At 67.0% G+C, this 16,705-nt stretch carries 16 protein-coding genes; 9 read left to right on the top strand and 7 right to left on the bottom strand.

All coding sequences use genetic code 11. From position 1 onward, the window contains the following. The first annotated feature begins 185 nt into the window (after window positions 1-185). Together WS69_RS16300 and WS69_RS16295 are read left to right on the top strand one after the other, a co-directional pair. Window positions 186-1,373, top strand: a complete 1,188-nt coding sequence (locus tag WS69_RS16300) for an MFS transporter (RefSeq protein ID WP_059471761.1) — start codon at window positions 186-188, stop codon at window positions 1,371-1,373. A 112-nt stretch (window positions 1,374-1,485) separates the two neighbouring features. Further along, a complete protein-coding gene (locus tag WS69_RS16295; RefSeq protein ID WP_059471760.1) occupies window positions 1,486-2,034 on the top strand; it encodes a single-stranded DNA-binding protein in 549 nt (182 codons plus the stop codon). A 29-nt stretch (window positions 2,035-2,063) separates the two neighbouring features. Here WS69_RS16295 and WS69_RS33420 read toward each other — a convergent pair whose 3' ends face one another. The 3 genes from WS69_RS33420 to WS69_RS16285 all read right to left on the bottom strand — a co-directional run bounded on the left by WS69_RS33420 (window position 2,064) and on the right by WS69_RS16285 (window position 3,488). After that, the gene (locus tag WS69_RS33420; protein ID WP_156438185.1) at window positions 2,064-2,231 is read right to left on the bottom strand and encodes a hypothetical protein; all 168 of its coding nucleotides are present in this window, start codon (window positions 2,229-2,231) and stop codon (window positions 2,064-2,066) included. A 490-nt stretch (window positions 2,232-2,721) separates the two neighbouring features. Further along, window positions 2,722-3,006 carry a hypothetical protein gene (locus WS69_RS16290; RefSeq protein WP_059471759.1) on the bottom strand — a complete coding sequence of 95 codons (285 nt, stop codon included), beginning with the start codon at window positions 3,004-3,006 and terminating at the stop codon, window positions 2,722-2,724. 164 nt (window positions 3,007-3,170) lie between these two features. Then, a complete protein-coding gene (locus tag WS69_RS16285; RefSeq protein WP_059471758.1) occupies window positions 3,171-3,488 on the bottom strand; it encodes a hypothetical protein in 318 nt (105 codons plus the stop codon). Between the two features lie 532 nt (window positions 3,489-4,020). Between WS69_RS16285 and WS69_RS16280 the strand changes: the two genes are divergently transcribed. Further along, on the top strand, window positions 4,021-4,713 hold the full coding sequence (locus WS69_RS16280; RefSeq protein ID WP_059471757.1) for a hypothetical protein: 693 nt from the start codon (window positions 4,021-4,023) through the stop codon (window positions 4,711-4,713). A 737-nt stretch (window positions 4,714-5,450) separates the two neighbouring features. On the opposite strand, the gene WS69_RS16275 is transcribed toward WS69_RS16280, so the two are convergent. The 4 genes from WS69_RS16275 to WS69_RS16260 form a co-directional block, all read right to left on the bottom strand. Next, window positions 5,451-5,792, bottom strand: a complete 342-nt coding sequence (locus tag WS69_RS16275) for a hypothetical protein (protein ID WP_059471756.1) — start codon at window positions 5,790-5,792, stop codon at window positions 5,451-5,453. 61 nt (window positions 5,793-5,853) lie between these two features. Beyond that, a complete protein-coding gene (locus WS69_RS16270; RefSeq protein WP_059471974.1) occupies window positions 5,854-6,231 on the bottom strand; it encodes a hypothetical protein in 378 nt (125 codons plus the stop codon). A 30-nt stretch (window positions 6,232-6,261) separates the two neighbouring features. Further along, complete coding sequence (locus tag WS69_RS33415) at window positions 6,262-6,618, bottom strand: hypothetical protein (protein WP_197419271.1); 357 nt, start codon at window positions 6,616-6,618, stop codon at window positions 6,262-6,264. Between the two features lie 245 nt (window positions 6,619-6,863). Further along, complete coding sequence (locus WS69_RS16260; RefSeq protein ID WP_010101657.1) at window positions 6,864-7,217, bottom strand: hypothetical protein; 354 nt, start codon at window positions 7,215-7,217, stop codon at window positions 6,864-6,866. A gap of 269 nt (window positions 7,218-7,486) precedes the next feature. Here WS69_RS16260 and WS69_RS16255 point away from each other — a divergent pair, with 269 nt between their 5' ends. From WS69_RS16255 to WS69_RS16230, 6 genes are all read left to right on the top strand, one after another. Then, entirely contained in the window at window positions 7,487-8,485 is a 999-nt protein-coding gene (locus WS69_RS16255) for an FHA domain-containing protein (protein WP_162498981.1), read from the top strand. A gap of 10 nt (window positions 8,486-8,495) precedes the next feature. Further along, window positions 8,496-12,560, top strand: coding sequence for a TOMM system kinase/cyclase fusion protein (locus WS69_RS16250; protein WP_059471754.1), 4,065 nt, complete (start codon window positions 8,496-8,498; stop codon window positions 12,558-12,560). Beyond that, window positions 12,557-12,919, top strand: a complete 363-nt coding sequence (locus WS69_RS16245) for a BMA_0021/BMA_0022 family TOMM bacteriocin (RefSeq protein ID WP_059471753.1) — start codon at window positions 12,557-12,559, stop codon at window positions 12,917-12,919. The genes WS69_RS16250 and WS69_RS16245 overlap by 4 nt, the downstream gene beginning before the upstream one ends. 1 nt (window position 12,920) lies before the next feature. Then, entirely contained in the window at window positions 12,921-13,280 is a 360-nt protein-coding gene (locus WS69_RS16240) for a BMA_0021/BMA_0022 family TOMM bacteriocin (protein ID WP_059471752.1), read from the top strand. Between the two features lie 93 nt (window positions 13,281-13,373). Beyond that, window positions 13,374-15,626, top strand: a complete 2,253-nt coding sequence (locus tag WS69_RS16235; protein ID WP_059471751.1) for a TOMM precursor leader peptide-binding protein — start codon at window positions 13,374-13,376, stop codon at window positions 15,624-15,626. A 101-nt stretch (window positions 15,627-15,727) separates the two neighbouring features. Then, the gene (locus tag WS69_RS16230; protein ID WP_059471750.1) at window positions 15,728-16,501 is read left to right on the top strand and encodes a class II aldolase/adducin family protein; all 774 of its coding nucleotides are present in this window, start codon (window positions 15,728-15,730) and stop codon (window positions 16,499-16,501) included. Window positions 16,502-16,705 lie beyond the last annotated feature (204 nt).

Genomic DNA, 16,705 nt, shown 5'->3' with positions numbered 1-16,705 from the left:
ACCTGCTACTATAACGACTTTTCGAGTCCGTCGTTTCAGGCTCCCAACCAATTCCCGCGCCTGCCGGCGGCGGGCTTTCGCGACGCCCGAGCCGCAGCGAGGCGGCGCGCGGCGGCAGGCGGCCCGCCCGGATCTTCCGCCGCCCGGCAGCGGGCGGACTACCGATTCACTCGAACACACGCCCGATGTCCAATCCGTCCGCTACTTCCACTCGCATGAGCGCACCCGAGCTGCGCGCGACCACGTCGCTCGCGGCGATCTTCGCGCTGCGCATGCTCGGCCTCTTCATGATCATGCCGGTGTTCTCCGTCTACGCGAAGACGATTCCCGGCGGCGGCAACGTCGTGCTCGTCGGCATCGCGCTCGGTGCATACGGCGTCACGCAATCCCTGCTTTACATTTTTTACGGCTGGGCGTCGGACAAGTTCGGACGCAAGCCGGTGATCGCCACGGGGCTGCTGATCTTCGCGCTCGGCAGCTTCGTCGCGGCGTTCGCGCACGACATCACGTGGATCATCGTCGGCCGCGTCATCCAGGGAATGGGGGCGGTATCGTCGGCGGTGCTCGCGTTCATCGCCGACCTCACGTCCGAGCACAACCGGACGAAGGCGATGGCGATGGTGGGCGGCTCGATCGGCGTGTCGTTCGCGGTCGCGATCGTCGGCGCGCCGATCGTGTTCCATTGGGTCGGGATGAGCGGGCTCTTCGCGATCGTCGGCGCGCTGTCGGTCGCCGCGATCGGCGTCGTGCTGTGGGTCGTGCCGGACGCGCCGCTGCCCGTGCACGTACCGGCGCCGTTTGCCGAAGTGCTGCACAACGTCGAGCTGCTGCGCCTGAATTTCGGCGTGCTCGCGCTGCACGCGACGCAAACCGCGCTCTTTCTCGTCGTGCCGCGGCTGCTCGTCGACGGCGGCTTGCCCGTCGCGTTGCACTGGAAGGTCTATCTGCCGGTGATGGGGCTCGCGTTCGTGACGATGGTGCCGGCCATCATCGTCGCGGAAAAACAGGGCAAGATGAAGCCCGTGCTGTTGGGCGGAATTGCAGCTATCCTAATCGGCCAGTTGTTGCTTGGCTTTGCAACACATACGATTCTGATTGTCGCGGCAATCCTGTTCGTCTACTTCCTGGGCTTCAACATTCTGGAGGCGTCGCAGCCGTCGCTCGTGTCGAAGCTCGCGCCCGGATCGCGCAAGGGCGCGGCCACGGGCGTGTACAACACGACGCAGTCCATCGGGCTCGCGCTGGGCGGCGGCCTGGGCGGCCTGCTGCTGAAGAGCGGCGGCGCGAATACGGTGTTTTTCGCGTGTTCGGCACTCGTAGCCGTGTGGCTTATAATCGCGGCCGGCATGAAACAGCCGCCGCGCAAAGCCTGACACGCGAACGCCTTTCTAAGCGCGCGGCGTGCTCCGGTCCGGCACACGCCGGCCGATGAAGCCGTGAACGGTTTTGCCGCGCTGTTTTGCATCGAATCAACTGGAGAAACACATGGCATCCGTCAACAAGGTCATTCTCGTCGGCAATCTCGGCGCCGATCCCGAAGTGCGTTATCTGCCGAGCGGCGACGCGGTAGCGAACATCCGCCTCGCGACGACCGACCGCTACAAGGACAAGGCGTCCGGCGAATTCAAGGAAATGACCGAATGGCACCGCGTGGCGTTCTTCGGTCGTCTCGCCGAGATCGTCAGCGAGTATCTGAAGAAGGGCTCGTCGGTGTACATCGAAGGCCGGATCCGCACGCGCAAGTGGCAAAGCCAGGACGGCCAGGACCGTTATTCGACCGAGATCGTCGCCGACCAGATGCAGATGCTGGGCGGCCGTGGCGGTTCGGGCGGCGGCGGTGGTGACGACGGCGGCTACGGTGGCGGTTATGGCGGCGGTCGCGGCGATGCCGAGCGCGGCGGCAACAATGGCGGTGGCGGCCGTGCGGCGGGCGGCGCGGCTGCGCGCAGCGGCGGCGGCGGTGGTGGTGCGAGCCGGCCGAGCGCGCCGGCGGGCGGCGGGTTCGACGAGATGGACGACGATATCCCGTTCTAAATCCCCGACCGGATCTCACGAAGCGGTAGCTAAAAAGCTCGCAACCCTCGCAGTTGCGGGCTTTTTTGTCGACTGCACATTTCAAGTCGCCGCGCGACGATCGGATCGGAGGCGCGCTTTCGCGCGGCGGCCAGCGCATCCGGCGGCATGGTCCCCGACAGGATGTAGGTCGGCCATTCGAGTATCAGGTCGATCATCGGGTCATCCTCGGCATCAGGTAGATGTTGAACGTAATGGAGGGCGATCGATCCATTGAGGGTCGGCGGACCGATCGATGCCGTGCGCGGTCACGCGCGGCGTTTCGAATGGACCTCGTCGGTCGCGTCAGTCTAAGGATGACCGGGAATGAAAGATCGTCGGGCGTGTGCGATGCGCCGCAATAGGCGACGGGCAATCGTGCATGAGGATGTCGCCAGAGAACGCGATGCGGGCAACGAGGCTCCGGACAAAGCGGTCGTGGAGCCATTTCGACGCAGGTGTTCACGATATCCGGTGCTGTTCGTCCGCACCGATCGTCCGCGGACGATGCAGTTGCGATCATCGCGCGATCAACTACGGCTTGCTGATGGCGCGCGCGACATCCCCGATTCGGAGACGCCGGAATCGTCGAGGCCGCGGCCCCCGTGCATGTATCGGTGGGCGTAATGTCGTCGTCCGTGTGCGGGACGGCCGCGCATTGCTTGATCGTTACGCCCCGGCGGCGTGCGAGTTGTCGTTCGCCTGGTCGAACACGCCCGCTTCGAGATCCTTCCTGAAGTGCAGGAGCCAATCGCTTGCGTCGCCGAGCGGGTATTCCTTCGTCACGTGCGTCGATCGTCGGGTGATCGTGACGAAGCCCATTTGCCCGATGTTCTCGTCGCTTTTCGGGTCGGTCGTATCCGTTTCGCGAAGCGCGAAGTCGCTGCCCGACAGGCCGCAGCTGTGCAGGGCCGCGAGATAGTCCGCGTGTTCGCTCGGTTCAATCAGTCGCATGGTCGTCCTCTCGTGCGTTCGACGTTAATGGACGGGGCGTGAGCGAGTCACGCCAACGCGATCGGCGGCTCGCGCGTGCGCGCGGAAACCGTCGATGACGGACATTCGCTGTCGTGCTTGGCGGGGCGCATTGCGCGCGACGGCCTTGGACGCGGAGAGGGCGGCTATCGGCGCAGGCCCTTCATGTTTTCCGCTTCCATCGCCGCTCGCCATTCCTCGCGCGCCTCGGTGGGGTCCATCTCGTCTTCCACCGACGACATCGCGCGCTCGGCGACCGCTTTCGCTTCGTCAGACAGGAAATCGGATTCGTTGGCGTCGTCTTCCGGGGGCTGCATCATGTCGCGAATCATCGCCTGCAACTCGGGCGTGTCCCACGGCAGACCGCGCTGCGTTCGAACCTTGATGTAATGCCTTACTTCAGCGTCCTGCTCGGGTGTCAACGGCAAGCCACGGAAGGTGCTTTCAGGGTCGGGAGGAATCATGGTTGTCTCCGCTTTCAGCGCCTTTAGTGTAGTCCTGTTGAGGGGCGGGAGGGGAGAGGGGAGGTTGACGTTCGTGGGGGTTTTGTATCGTTTTCGGTTTTTGCAGACATGTGAAGCGTATCGGGAATCTCTCGCTTCGCCTATCCGCTTGCGGCCGAAGGCCGTATCGATAGCCGATCCGTTGCAACCCTTCGACGAATCATCACGGGAACGACGGATTCCAGAGTCAAGCGGCCGCCGGATGGTGTGGAAGTCGTCGATAAGGCCGTTAGCCTTTCGCTGTCCGATGACGATCGTGGCATGCGAATCCATCCAGTGTCGCAAAGTGTCGGTACGGCGCACCGCGTCCTTGCACGACGACTGCTGCGATAACCCGACGCTGCTGGCGCTTCATGACGCGAGAACAAATGCGGTCGCGAATGGGATCGACGCGATCAGCGGTTTCGGAACCCACGATCTAGAATGGGACGTAGCGCCTGTCGTCTGGCGTGGAACCAGTCGTTTTTTCCTCTTTCTATCGACTGCACGGGCCATGAACATTCACAGCGTGCGCTTCGTTCGCCCGACACTGGGCGCACTTTGCGTTGCTTCGCTTGCGACGCTTTACGCGTGCGGCGGCGACGCCTGCTTCGGCTTCGACGGATGTTTCAACGAAAACGGCATGCAGACCATCTCCCTATCCGGCACGGCCGCCACTGGCCGGGCGCTGGCGAGTGCGATGGTCAACGTCGATTGTGCGCAGGGTTCGGGCGCTACCCTGTCGGATGGCGGCGGGCACTACAGCATCACGTTCAATGCCACGCTTCCCTGTGTCATCTCCGTGAGTTCCGGCGGCACGACGCTGCATTCGCTGGCATTTGCCGGCGGCACGTTCAATACGACGCCCGAGACCGAGCTGATGCTGGTTTACCTCGCTTCGCAGCTGGGTACGAACACGGCCCATCTGATCAGGGATTTTCCGGGCAATTCGCGCTTCCAGCAGGTGCTGGAAAATCAGACCGACGTGCTGGCCGCGCAAGCGGCAGTCGTCACGAACCTCCAGCAGCGCTATGCGGTCACGCTGACGGCGCCGGCGTTTCTGACGACGCCGTTCGTCGTCGGACAAGCGGGCGTTGACAGCGATCTCGGCGCGCTCGCGGGAGCGGGCGCGATCGACGCAGACGGTATGCCCGATCCGGTCGCTGTGTCGTTGTTGTTGCAGGCGGGGGCGGCTCATCCGTTGTAAGCGATGTTGATGTCGGCGATGCGATTGAATGCCGGTGGTTTGGGTTTTGGAGGAGGGGGCGCGGAAATGCATCGCAGGAGCGGGCCATTCCCGCCGGGAACTCTCAAAGCTCACGCATAAGGCTGGGATCATTGGCCTGTAGGTTTTTATAATCGGATCGGGCCGGAGGCGACCCACAAGGGACGGCCGCGGCGACCGGAAGCGGCCGTTGCACGCGCCGTTCCGCGTAACGGTGCTATAAATGCGGTGACCCCGAGTTCTCCCGTTGGAATCGGATATGCTCCCGCTCTCTTCATCCCCGGGGCGCTTCAGGGAAGCCGGCCACGCCCCCGCCGCGCCTTCTCATTCGGCATCCTGACAGACGTATTTCAATCCGATGTGGGAATCGGCGAAACGAAAGCGGGATCGCTGCGCCGCTCGCACGTCGTCCTCGGCTGCGGCCGGTAAAAACAAAACCCGGCGATCCTGACCGGATCACCGGGTTTTTCGTTTGCGCGCTTCTTGTTTTGTCGATCCCGCCGCATTCGGACGGGCGTGCCTGCATTATCGCGAAACGATACCAAGGTGCTACCGAAATAGTTTTTATTCCGGACAGACGATGCGCGGTCTGCCGGGCGCCGTTTCGGATCGACGGCGCACGATTTGCCGAAGCCGATGTCCGCCGCGCGTGCCCCGCTTGCCGCCGCCGCGGCAATCCGCGGCGGCCGGTTCGCAGTCAGCCGGCCCTCGTTCGACGGTCACAGGCCGAGCGTGCCGCTCTTGCTCGTGCCTCCGATGATCGGCGCGCAGACGGTAAGCCTGTAGTCCAGCTTCTTACCGGGCACGTCGAGCGTCAGATCGACTTCGGACTTCAGCTTGTCGACCGCGCCGCCGAACTTGCCGCTCGGATGCGCGGGGTTCAGCGTGCAGCCGCCGATCAACTGCCGCGCGATGTACAGCTCGGCCGTCGCGGAAGCCGGTTTCCCGCTGACGCGAAACTCCAGCGTGACCGGACCGATCGTCACCGAATGTCCGGACGCGTTGAAAATACTCTCGTCGAGCTGGTCGGCCCGAATATGTGCGAGCAGGTCTTGGTTCATGCCCGTTCTCTGTTGTTGTCGTCAGGCGATCGATCGGAGCGGAAGCGCGGCGTTCGTCGGCTCACTCGGCGTCGAGCGTTGCCATGGGCGCTTGCGCGGCGTCATGACAGAACAGCCCGACGCTGACGGGAATGATCCCGTTCGCGCCACGGATGAAGATCTCCTTGTGATACTGACTCTCGAACGAGCAAGTCGGCGTCCGGTACTTCTTGACGCTCGGCGACGGGCGTCCGGCGATGCCCACCACCTGGAGGAGCACCCCGCCGATGAAGCCGGGATCGTGCGCGAGGTGAATGTTGCCGACGAAGAGCGGCGCTTCGCCTTCCGCGATGATATGGAAGAAGCCCGGCACGTGCGGGCTCAAGGCCGTATACATAGCCTTTGCGCTCGCGACCGAGACGAGGACCCGGCGTGGTTGGATGATGTCCGACGAACTCATGTTGGTCTCCACGCGCCGCTTCCCGCAGCGTCATGTATCGAGAGAAGCATCGTTGCCGGCATGCGGCAGTGCCGGTGAAACGAACAGTACGGCGGCGGGGCGGCGAAATCCATTACACTCGATTACGTCGCGCGCGACGGGCGGTGTGCGGTGGATCGTGGGTCTGCGGCGCGCCTCGGTTCGCATCGACGCATGCAGCCGCGGCTCGATGCGAAATCGATTTCGCCGCCGCGTGTCGCCAAGCAATTCCGCCGGCATGCACACGTGCACACATGCACGCACGAAATCGTCCCGATTCCGATCGACGTATTCATCGACCGTGACAGTCGGCAATGAATGCGATGTCGCCGACATTCGCAATCGCGAAGCATCGGGATCGAAACACATTCAACGCGGCGCGTCGCGCATTTGTCTCTCGATAATCGCGATGCGGCGCGCTCGTTTCGAGAGACCGGCGGACTTGCGATAAAAAAACCGGCGATCCGTTGCCGGACGCCGGGTGCTTTCGTTCGCTTGTTCTTGTTCGGCGATTTTCTGGCTTTTAAAGCGCTCGTCTCCGATTGTCGTGCAAACGATTCGGAATGCGGCGTTCGCCGCCGCCGGCCGGTTCCGACCCGGCCGGCGCGCCGCGATCACGCGGCGTCGAGCGCCTGCAGGAACGCGTCGGCTTCTTCGTGCGGGATCTGCTTGACCTCGACGACCTCGGTCTTGTTGCTGCCGTGGACGACGATCGTCGGATGGAATACGCCCTGGAACGTATGTCGCACCCGGTATGGCTGCGTGCCGCTCGACAGCGGCCCCGTCCAGCCCATCACGTCCACCTTCAGTCCGCCGACGAAGTGTGGATCGCGTACCAGTTGAATGCCAGTCGTGAAGCGAGGCGCGTTGCCTTCCACCTCAACGATGAGGGCGCCGGGTACGCGCAGGCCCAGCCACACGTACGTGGCGCGCGCTTTTTCGAACGGCTCGGGTCCATAGAATCCCATGATGGTCTCCAAACGCTAGATATCCGTCACATTTTCGGAATATTGAATCTTCGCCGGCATACGGATGTGCCGGTGAAACAAAACGTAGGCGAGACGATCAACGAAATCCATTACATCCAATTACGCCTTGTCGCTGATGCGGCGCTTGCCTATGATTCAACAGAATCTGATATTCGACCGTCAATCATTCACATAAGACGCGCACGATATCCATATAGCGGTGCCACAGGTTGTCGTGCATTTTTCCGCAGGTCGACGAAATGGCGTTATTGGAAAACGGTCTTTCCGGGGAAGCCTGTCTGCTGCGCGCGCACCACGTATTGGGTCGCGATCCGCAGCGCTGCGACACGGTCATCGCCGATCCTTACGTGTCGCGCATCCATGCGAGCATCTGCTGGGCGGCGGGGCAGTGGGAACTGCACGACCACGGCCGCAACGGCACGTTCGTGTCCGGGAGATTCGTCGGCGAAGGCGAACGGGTCGTGCTGACCGACGGCGACCTGATCCAGTTCGGCAGCGCCGGCTCGGTTCGCTGGCGGGCCCGTCATCTCGGCGAGCCCGTCGACATGCTGTGGCCGCTGCGTTCGCCCGCGCAGCCGATCACGCTCGATCGCGCGCAGGCGCTGCCGGGCGCGGCGATCACCGTCAGCCGCTCCGCGCAGGGCGACTGGCTCTGCGACGACACGGCGCCGCCGCGCGTGCTGCACGATGGCGATGCGGTGATCTGCGGCGATTTCGCATGGCAATTGGTGCTCGCGCATCGCAGCATGACGGCCGCGCTGCCGCGCGCCGCGCAGGATGCGACGCTGCCGCAGCGAATCGACTTCACGGTGAGCCGCGACGAGGAGCACGTGACGGCGACGCTGCACACGCGCGGCGGCGTCGTCGATCTCGGCGCGCGCGCCCATCACTACTGTCTCGTGACGCTCGCACGCGCGCGTTTCGCCGATGCTCAAGCGGGCTACGACGCCGCGTCGCAGGGCTGGATCGAGCTCGACGTGCTCGCACGCATGCTCGGTCTCGACGAATCGCACGTCAACGTACAGATCCATCGCGCCCGCACGCAATTCCTGCCGCTCCTGTCCCCCGGCTCTCCCGAGCTCGTCGAGCGCCGCCGCGGCGGCGTGCGGTTCGGCGCGCTCGCGTTCCGCGTCGTGCGCGGCGACCGGCTCGAATGCCAGTCGGTCGAGGCCGACGCTTTCGCGCCGATACCCGAACCGGCCGCGCGCGGCGCATCGACGTTCGTCTCGCCCGCCCCGCTGGGCTGAGCGGCACTTCATGTCTTCTTCCGTTCTGGCCGAACGCGCGCACGCCGGCAATCGCCACGCGTCGCGCATGCCGGCGCCGCCGCTGCCCGGCGAAGGCGATGAGCTGCAGGGCGAGCATCGCTACCGGCTCGGCGCCGTGCTCGGCGAAGGCGGCGCGGGCCGTGTGCATGAAGCGAGCCGGCTCGACACGTCGCAGCGCGTCGCCGTCAAGCTGCTGCGTGAGGATGCGCCGCGCGGCGTGCGCGAAAGCGCCCGCCTGCGCGCGCGCTTTCGCCGCGAGATGGCGCTGTGCGCGCGGCTGTCGCATCCGAACGTCGTCGCGCTGCTCGACAGCGGCGAGACGCCGGACGGCGTGCTGTTCGCGGTGTTCGAGCACGTCGCGGGCCGCACGCTGCGTGCGCTGCTCGCGGCCGACGGCGCGTTGCCCGCCGAGGCGACGGGCGCGCTGATGGCGCAGGTGCTCGACGGTCTCGCGCACGCGCACGCGAGCGGCGTCGTGCATCGCGATCTGAAGCCGCAGAACGTGATGGTGACGACGATCGACGGCGAGCCGCGCGCGAAGATCCTCGACTTCGGGATCGGCGCGCTGCTGCCGGATGCGCATGCGGCCGACGAGCTGACGCTCACCGCGACGACCGAGGTGCTCGGCTCGCCGCAGTATTGCGCGCCGGAGCAACTGCGCGGCGAGCCGCCGACCGCGAAAAGCGATTTCTACGCGTGGGGCCTGATGGTGATCGAATGCCTGACCGGGCATCCGGTGATGCAGGGCGCGAGCGTCGCGGACGTGCTGTATCAGCATCTGAGCCCCGTCGACGTCGCGCTGCCGCCTGCGATCGCCGCGCATCCGATCGGCGACGTGCTGCGCGATGCGCTGAACAAGGATCCGCGGCAGCGTGCGGAATCCGCGCAGGCGCTTGCGAACCGGTTTCGCGCGATCCATTTTCCGGCGCTCGTCGGCGGCTTGCGCTACGGGCCGCGCGCGCAGGCGGAGCCGGGTGTCGCGTACAGCGAGCGCGGCGGGCAGACCGCCGTCGACGCGCCCGTCGGACGGCGGCAGGTCACTGCGCTGTGCTGTCGCGTCGCGGTCGTCGCGGACGGCGCGCAGCCGGACGACGCGGCGGCGGCCGAAGAGGCGCTCGATGCGTTCCACGCGCACTGGCTCACACGCTGCTCGGACATTGCGGTGCGCTATGGCGGCCATGTCGCGGGCGCGCTCGGCGACACGCTGCTGTTCTACTTCGGCTATCCGGAAGGGATCGATCGGCCCGCGCAGCGCGCGTGCCGCGCGGCGCTCGAAATGACGCGGCAGGCGGGGCAGGCGGCGAGCGCGCCGCAGCCGGTGGCCGACGGCGCGGGTGAGCCCGCGTGGCGCGTCGAGATCGCGGGCGCGATCCATGTCGGCACGGCGCTCGCGAATGCGCGCGGCGCGTCGGGCGGCGCGATCGCGAGCGCGGCCGTCGGCCTGCAGCGCGTCGCGCAGCCGGGCCGCATCCTGTTGAGCGACGAAGCGGCGCGCGCGCTCGAGCGTCACGTCGACGCCGCGGCGACCCCGCTCGCGTTCGCCGCGCCCGGCGCGGCGCCGCAGCCGGTGCGCGAGCTGCTCGGCGAGCGCTACGAGCGCGGGCCGTTCGAGTCGCTCGAACTCGGCGACGCGGCGCCGATCGTCGGACGCGATCGCGAGCAGGCGGCGCTCGCGCGCGCGTGGCGCGACGCGGCGCGCGCGGCGGCGGGCGGCAAGCACGCGGCCGCGCGGCGCGCGACGCTCGTCGTCGGCGAGCCGGGGATCGGCAAGTCGCGGCTCGTGCACGCGCTGCGCGAGACGGTGCGTGCGCAGCACGGCGCGTGCGCCGCGTGCGTGTGCCTGCCGGAGCAAACGAACCACGCGCTGTTTCCGATCCTGCGCTTCGTGCGTGCGCACTGGCAGCTCGATGCGGGCGATCCGCAGGCGCTCGACCGGATGCTCGAAGTGTTCGACGGCGATCGCGCGTCCGCGCGCGCGACGCTCGCCGCGTGGCTCGGCCTGCCGGGCGGCGCCGACAAGCTGCGCTGGTCGGGCGCGCGGCAGCAGCAGGCGCTCTTCGACGTGCTGTGCCAGTTGCTCGGCTCGCTCGGCGGCGGCGGTCCCGTGCTCCTGATCGTCGACGACGTGCAATGGGTCGACAGCGCGACAGGCGATTTTCTCGACGCGCTCGGACATCACCCGGCCTGCGCGGCGGTGTGCGTCGTGCTGACGTCGCGGCCGGAACAACTCGAGCGCTGGCGCGGCGGCACCGAGCGGCTCATGTTGCGCCGCCTGTCGGCCGCCGCGACGCGCAACCTGATCATGTCGCTGATGCCCGATGCCGGCGCGGACCGCGCGGCGCTCGACTTCCTCGTGAAGCGCACGGGCGGCGTGCCGCTGTACGTCGAGGAAACGATGCGCGCGCTCGCTTTCGGCGGCATCGCGCCGGCGGCAGGCGGGCGCTTGGCGGATCTCGCCGAGGCGGGGCGCTGCCCGCTGCCTGGCAGCTTGCGCGAGACACTCGAGCTCGCGCTCGAACACGCGGACGACGCGCTCGACACCGTGCAGCTCGCCGCGACGATCGGCCTCGAAGTCGACGCGCGGCTGCTCGCCGACGCGTCGCCGCATGCGGGCGCGGCGCTCGACGAGCGTCTGCGGCGGCTGCTCGAAGGCCGCGTGCTGTACGCGCAGCACCGGATCGGCGGCGCGACGTACGTGTTCCGCCACGCGCTGCTGCGCGAGGCCGCGTATGAATCGATGCCGGCCGCGATGCGCCGCGCGAATCACCGGCGTGTCGCGCAGGCGTTGCTCGCGCGTCCCGCTGGCGGCGATCCGGCGGCGCGGTCCGCGAGCATCGCCGATCATTTCGCGCACGCGCATGCGTTCGCCGAAGCGGTGCCGCACGGCATTGCTTCGGCGCGCCGCGCGCTCGAGCGTGCGCTGCACGACGACGCGATCCGCTATGCGGGCGCCGTGCGCGGCTGGCTGCTGCATTGCGATTATCCGGGGCAGGAAGAAGATGCGGTCGCGGTCGACCTGACGCTCGCGCACGCGCAGATGGCGCGCGACGGCTGGGGCGAGCCGCGCGTGCGCGAGCACACCGACCGCGTGCTGTCGCGCGTCGGCGCGCTGCGCGACGCGAAGGCGGCGGCGAGCGCGTTGTGGACGGTCGCCGTGTATCACCACGTCGCGGGCGATCGTGCGGCGGTGCGCCGCATCGGCGCGCAGCTGTCGGATCTCGCGCGCGCGTCGGCGCTCGCGGATCTCGGCGTCGCCGCCGACACGCTGCGCGGGATGAGCCTCTGGATCGACGGCCACTACACGCTCGCGCTCGACGCGTTCGATGCGGCGCTCGCCGCGTACGACCCGCGCCGCGACGCCGACCATCGCCGCACGTTCGGCCTCGATACGCGCGCCTGGGCGCTGACCGCGCGCGCGAGCGTGCTGTGGGGCATCGACGACGACGTCGCGCATACGCTCGCGCTCGCGCACGATGCGGTCCATCTCGCGACCTGCAGCGATCATCTGCCGACGATCGGCGTGACGATGATGTATCTCGCGCGGATGCAGCAATGCGCGGGCGATCGCGACGGCGCGCGCGTGACGTCGGACGCGGTGCTGCGGCTGTCGCGCTGCTACGGGCTCAATGCGGTCGAGCGCTACGCGGCCGTCGTGCACGCGTGGTGCGGCGGCGATCGCGACGCGGCGCTCGCGAACGTCGACGCGCTGCGCGTATCGGGATGCTTGCTGGGACTCACTTATTACGCGTCGGTCGTCGCCGACATCGACGCCGCGCGCGGCGATTGGCATGCCGCCGTTGCGACGCTCGACGAGTGTCTCGCGCTCGCCGAATCGACGGACGAGCGCTACTACGTCGCTGAACTGCTGCTCAAGAAAGCGCGCTGCGTGCACGAAGCGCACGGGCGCCGCGCGGGCGACGCCGTCGAGGCGTTGTGCGTGCAGGCTGCCGCCGTCGCGAAGCAGGGCGGCATGGCTCGAATCGTGAAGAAAGCGCAGGCGGAGCTGCGCGAGTTGCAACGAGAACTCCGTTCAACCACGGGAGAAGAGCGATGATGGACCAAGGCCCTAATATGCCGTCGTACGACCAGTTTCTCGAATACCGCGCCGTGATCGTGCAGGCGATCGCGGCGGCCTGGCACGACCCGAAGTTTCGCGCGCAACTGATCGACGACCCGGTCGAAGCGCTGCACGAGTACTTCGACTATCGGTTCCCGATGAAGATGCATCTGAAGGTGCATGAGGACAGCGCGACGTGGGCGCCGCGTATAAACGGCGGCTGGACGACGAACGAGACCAACACGCTCGAGCTCGCGCTGCCGCCGGCGCCGCCGCCGGAAGAGCGGGCGGCCGCGCTCGCCGCGTACAACGCGAAGCACATCAGTCTGTTTGGACCGGACCGCAAGGAGATCTGACATGGCCGACAACAACGCAGTCCCCTCGCAGGAATCGATGCTCGAGTTTCAGGAAGTCTATCTGCGCGCGATCGCGCTGTCTTGGGAGAACGATGAGTTCAGGAAGAAGCTGCTCGCCGATCCGTACGACGCGCTCGAACGCTATCTCGACTATCGCTGTCCATGGATCCTGAATCTCAAGATCGTCGAAGCGAACCCGAAAGACGGATATGGCTGGAAGCCGCATACGCGGCGCTGGCACCTGCCGGTCAACGCGATGAGCGTCGGCATCCCGACGCGGCCTGGCGAACTCGCCGACGAGGGCATCGCGCTCGCCGCGTATAACGACGCCGGACCTGCCTATCTGTTCACCTGCTGCTGAGCCGTTCATACGGCAACGGGCGGCGCGGCCCGAAGCGTTTCGCTCGCGGGTCGCGCCGCCCATTCCGATCGCGGTATCCGATACGGGGTGACGATGCTCGAAGACTTCTCGCGCGTACTGCGTTTCAAGCCGCATCTGCTGGTGCGCGACGCCGGTCCCGGCGCGTTGTACGTGGTGGACGAATTCAGACGCTCGGTGCTGCCGGGCGACGTGTTTCCCGCACTGGCCGCGTGCATCCGCGACGGCCTGACGATCGCGCAGACATTCGCGACGCTGGCCGTGCGGTTTTCAGAATGGGAGGTGCTCGCCGCGCTCGATCATCTCGTGCGGCGCGGCTACGCGCGCGCCGACGCGCCGAGCGAGCGCGACGCCGCGATCGGCTTCTTCGAGCGTACGGGCGTCGACGGCGATGCGGCGAGCGGCATCGCATCGCGGCTCGCGGTCGCCGTCGAAGCGTTCGGCGTGGATCCGCGTGCGCAGCGCGATGCGTTCGCCGCGTGCGGGATCGACGTCGCGCCGGATGCGCCGATGACGATCGCATTGACCGACGGATACGACCGCGCCGAATTGATCGATGCCGCCGAACGCGCGGCCGCGCGAGGCGGCGCGCTCTTCGTCGTCGCCCCCGGTCGCGTGGAGCCGCTGCTCGGGCCATTGATCGGCCCGCTCGCGGCATCGCCCGGCGCGGCCGATGCGCCGCCTTGCATCGAATGCGTGCGCTACTGGATGGCGCTCAACCGTCCGGTCGAAGCGCTGCTCGCACGCATGCACGGCAGCGACGCGGCGCGTCTGCCGCCCGTGCACAGCCGCGCGAGCGCCGCCGCCGTCGCGGCACTCGTCGCATCGTTCGTCGAGCAGTTCGCGGTGAATGCGCAGCGTCGTCGTCATGCGGGCACGCACATCGTGTCGCTGCGCATCGATACGCTCGCGACCGCCGCGCATCGCGTGGTCCGGCGGCCGCAATGCCCGCGCTGCGGAAATCCGGCGTGGATGCGCGAGCAGGCCGAGCGTCCGGTGACGCTCGCCGTGGCGGACGCGGGCGAGGGCGCGCGTCGCGAAGGCGGCTATCGGACGCTCGCCGCGGGCGAACTCTTCAAACGCTACGGACATCTGATTTCTCCGGTGAGCGGCCCGATCGCCTACCTGCATCCGATGCCGGGGCGCAACGCCGGCATGCGGCACGTGTACGTCGCGGGCTATCTGGTGTGTCCACAGAGCGCGCCGCGCGAGAACCGGTTCGACAAGCTGTGCTCGGGCAAGGGCGCGAGCGACGCGCAGGCGCGCGCGAGCGCGCTCGCCGAGGCGCTCGAACGGTTCAGCGGCGTTTATCAGGGCGACGAAGCGGCGCTGCGCGGCAGTCTCGCGGAACTGTCCGCGCAGGCGCCGCCGGGCGGCGGGCCGATCGACGTCAACGCGCTGCAGCAGTACAGCGATCGCCAGTTCGAACGGCGCGAGCGCCACAACGCGACGACCGATGATCCGCGCAAGCAGGTGCCGCGGCGCTTCACGTCGCACAGTGTGATCGACTGGACGCCCGCATGGTCGATCGCGACGGGCGTGCGGCGGCTCGTGCCGCTCGGTTATTGCTATGCTGAAGCGCCCGCAACGAGCGGGGCCGCCTATTGCGTGCACAACCCGAACGGTTGCGCGGCGGGCGCGTGCATCGAGGAAGCGATCCTGCAAGGTTTGCTCGAGCTCGTCGAGCGTGATGCGGTCGCGATTTGGTGGTACAACGAACTTTGCCGGCCGAGCATCGACGTCGCGAGCTTCGGCGATCCGTACTTCGACGCGCTGGTCGCCGAATACGCATCGCTCGGCTGGCGTCTGTGGGCGCTCGACATCACGCACGACCTGCGCATTCCCGTCTTCGTCGCGCTCGCGCGCGAAGCCGCGACGGGGCGCTTCTCGATCGGCTTCGGCTGCCATCTCGACAGCCGGATCGCGCTGCAGCGCGCGCTCACCGAAGTGAACCAGCTGCTCGACGTCGGCGCGTCGGCGCCGCCGCCATGGGACGTCGACAAGCTGTCGAGCGACGCGTTCCTCCATCCCGACGCCGCGCTGCCGCCGACGCGCGCATCGGCGCGCGCGACGAGCGCCGCCGCCGATCTGAAGGGCGACATCGAGCGATGCGTCGCACGGCTGTCGGCGGCGGGAATCGATACGCTCGTCGTCGACAAGACGCGGCCCGACATCGGCCTGCCGGTCGTGCAGGTGATCGCGCCTGGCCTTTGCCACTTCTGGCCGCGCTTCGGCGCGCAGCGGCTGTATTCGGTGCCTGTCCTCGAAGGCTGGCGCGAGCAGCCGCGCGACGAAGACGCACTCAATCGCGCGCTGCTGTTTCTGTAGCGGCGAGTCCGGCGGCATCGGCCGCCGGAATCAGGAGCGCCGCGCCCGGTTCGCGTGCGCGGCGCGTTCGCATCGATTCCATTCGACAAGGAGCGCACGACATGACTCACGCGCCGAACCAGCCGTTCGCCCGCCCGTCGCGGTTTGCCGAAGCGGAGTGGCAAGCGCGCGTTCAATTGGCGGCCGCGTATCGGATCGTCGATCATCTCGGCTGGAGCGAGCTGATCTACAACCACATTTCGCTGCGCGTGCCGGGCGAAGACGCACACTTCCTGATCAATCCGTTCGGGCTGCATTATCGCGAGGTCTGCGCGTCGAATCTCGTGAAGATCGATCTCGACGGCAATCCGATCGGCCATGCGGACTGGCCGATCAATCCGGCCGGCTTCACGTTTCATGCGGCGATTCATGCGGCGCTGCCCGGCGCGCATTGCGTGATGCACGTGCACACGACGCCGACGATGGCCGTCTGCGCGTCGCGGCACGGACTGTCGTTCTCGAACTTCTACGCGGCGCAACTGCACGGCAAGGTCGCTTATCACGATTTCGAAGGCATCACCGTGCGGCTCGACGAAGGCAAGCGGATCGTCGACAGCGCGGCGGGGCGTCCGGTGCTGCTGCTGCGCAATCACGGGCCGGTTACGATCGGCGGCACGCTCGCACACGCGTTCTCGCTGATGTGGCTGCTCAATCGCGCATGCGAAGTGCAGGTCGCGACACACGCGGTCGGCGCGCCGCTCGAGATCGGCACGCCGATCCTCGAAGCGTGCGCGCGCGATTCGCTGAACCTCGATCCGCGCTACGGCGCGGGACAGGATGCGTTCGACGCGCTGCAGCGGATCGTCGATCGGATCGATCCGAATTACCGCGGCTGAATGCGGCGGCAGCGGATTGTTTCGATCAAAATCGTTCACCGGATCGACTTCAAATATAGAGAATCAATTGAACCGGAACGTCGGCATTCGGAAGTGAAATTTAATGGTTTATGTTTTAATTTTCGATTTCATTCGATGATTTTCGTATGCGAGTGCGGCAGGAACGTTCCGATTCGTTTTCATCGGATGCATAGTGGAACCGCG

The organism is Burkholderia sp. BDU5, assembly GCF_001522845.1.
Classification (GTDB): Bacteria; Pseudomonadota; Gammaproteobacteria; order Burkholderiales; family Burkholderiaceae; genus Burkholderia; species Burkholderia mayonis.
The sequence above is the reverse complement of the archived record's forward strand: the minus strand, read 5'-3'. Positions and strand labels throughout refer to the sequence as shown.

Excerpts from the sequence above, each read along its gene's own strand:
- WS69_RS16300 (WP_059471761.1), top strand. The coding sequence starts at position 186 with ATGTCCAATCCGTCCGCTACTTCCACTCGCATGAGCGCACCCGAGCTG.
- WS69_RS16295 (WP_059471760.1), top strand. The coding sequence starts at position 1,486 with ATGGCATCCGTCAACAAGGTCATTCTCGTCGGCAATCTCGGCGCCGAT.
- WS69_RS33420 (WP_156438185.1), bottom strand. The coding sequence starts at position 2,231 with ATGATCGACCTGATACTCGAATGGCCGACCTACATCCTGTCGGGGACC.
- WS69_RS16290 (WP_059471759.1), bottom strand. The coding sequence starts at position 3,006 with ATGCGACTGATTGAACCGAGCGAACACGCGGACTATCTCGCGGCCCTG.
- WS69_RS16285 (WP_059471758.1), bottom strand. The coding sequence starts at position 3,488 with ATGATTCCTCCCGACCCTGAAAGCACCTTCCGTGGCTTGCCGTTGACA.
- WS69_RS16280 (WP_059471757.1), top strand. The coding sequence starts at position 4,021 with ATGAACATTCACAGCGTGCGCTTCGTTCGCCCGACACTGGGCGCACTT.
- WS69_RS16275 (WP_059471756.1), bottom strand. The coding sequence starts at position 5,792 with ATGAACCAAGACCTGCTCGCACATATTCGGGCCGACCAGCTCGACGAG.
- WS69_RS16270 (WP_059471974.1), bottom strand. The coding sequence starts at position 6,231 with ATGAGTTCGTCGGACATCATCCAACCACGCCGGGTCCTCGTCTCGGTC.
- WS69_RS33415 (WP_197419271.1), bottom strand. The coding sequence starts at position 6,618 with ATGTGTTTCGATCCCGATGCTTCGCGATTGCGAATGTCGGCGACATCG.
- WS69_RS16260 (WP_010101657.1), bottom strand. The coding sequence starts at position 7,217 with ATGGGATTCTATGGACCCGAGCCGTTCGAAAAAGCGCGCGCCACGTAC.
- WS69_RS16250 (WP_059471754.1), top strand. The coding sequence starts at position 8,496 with ATGTCTTCTTCCGTTCTGGCCGAACGCGCGCACGCCGGCAATCGCCAC.
- WS69_RS16245 (WP_059471753.1), top strand. The coding sequence starts at position 12,557 with ATGATGGACCAAGGCCCTAATATGCCGTCGTACGACCAGTTTCTCGAA.
- WS69_RS16240 (WP_059471752.1), top strand. The coding sequence starts at position 12,921 with ATGGCCGACAACAACGCAGTCCCCTCGCAGGAATCGATGCTCGAGTTT.
- WS69_RS16235 (WP_059471751.1), top strand. The coding sequence starts at position 13,374 with ATGCTCGAAGACTTCTCGCGCGTACTGCGTTTCAAGCCGCATCTGCTG.
- WS69_RS16230 (WP_059471750.1), top strand. The coding sequence starts at position 15,728 with ATGACTCACGCGCCGAACCAGCCGTTCGCCCGCCCGTCGCGGTTTGCC.